Source organism: uncultured Lacinutrix sp. (assembly GCF_947500325.1).
In the GTDB taxonomy this organism is placed as follows: Bacteria; Bacteroidota; Bacteroidia; order Flavobacteriales; family Flavobacteriaceae; genus Lacinutrix.
On sequence record NZ_CANMRQ010000129.1, the window covers coordinates 1 to 201 of the forward strand.

The 201-nt window shown below is 48.3% G+C and carries 1 protein-coding gene; it reads left to right on the forward strand.

Going from position 1 to position 201, the window contains the following annotated elements; translation table 11 throughout:
• Positions 1-201, forward strand: a 201-nt coding sequence (locus Q0997_RS20475; protein ID WP_299892619.1) for a hypothetical protein, incomplete at both ends; no start/stop codon positions are given.

Below are 201 nucleotides of genomic sequence, written 5' to 3' on the forward strand. Positions count from 1 at the left end.
AGCAGCAAGTTACCCAGCAACAGGCGGCGATAGTGATACTAATGGGACAGCCGATTATCTAGAAGTTGGCCCAGATCCAGACACCGATGGTATCTCAAATACCTGTGATCCAGATGATGATAACGATGGTAATCCAGATACAACCGATCCAAACCCACAAGACCCAATAGCAGTAGACGATACCGCAACGGCAATGGTTGG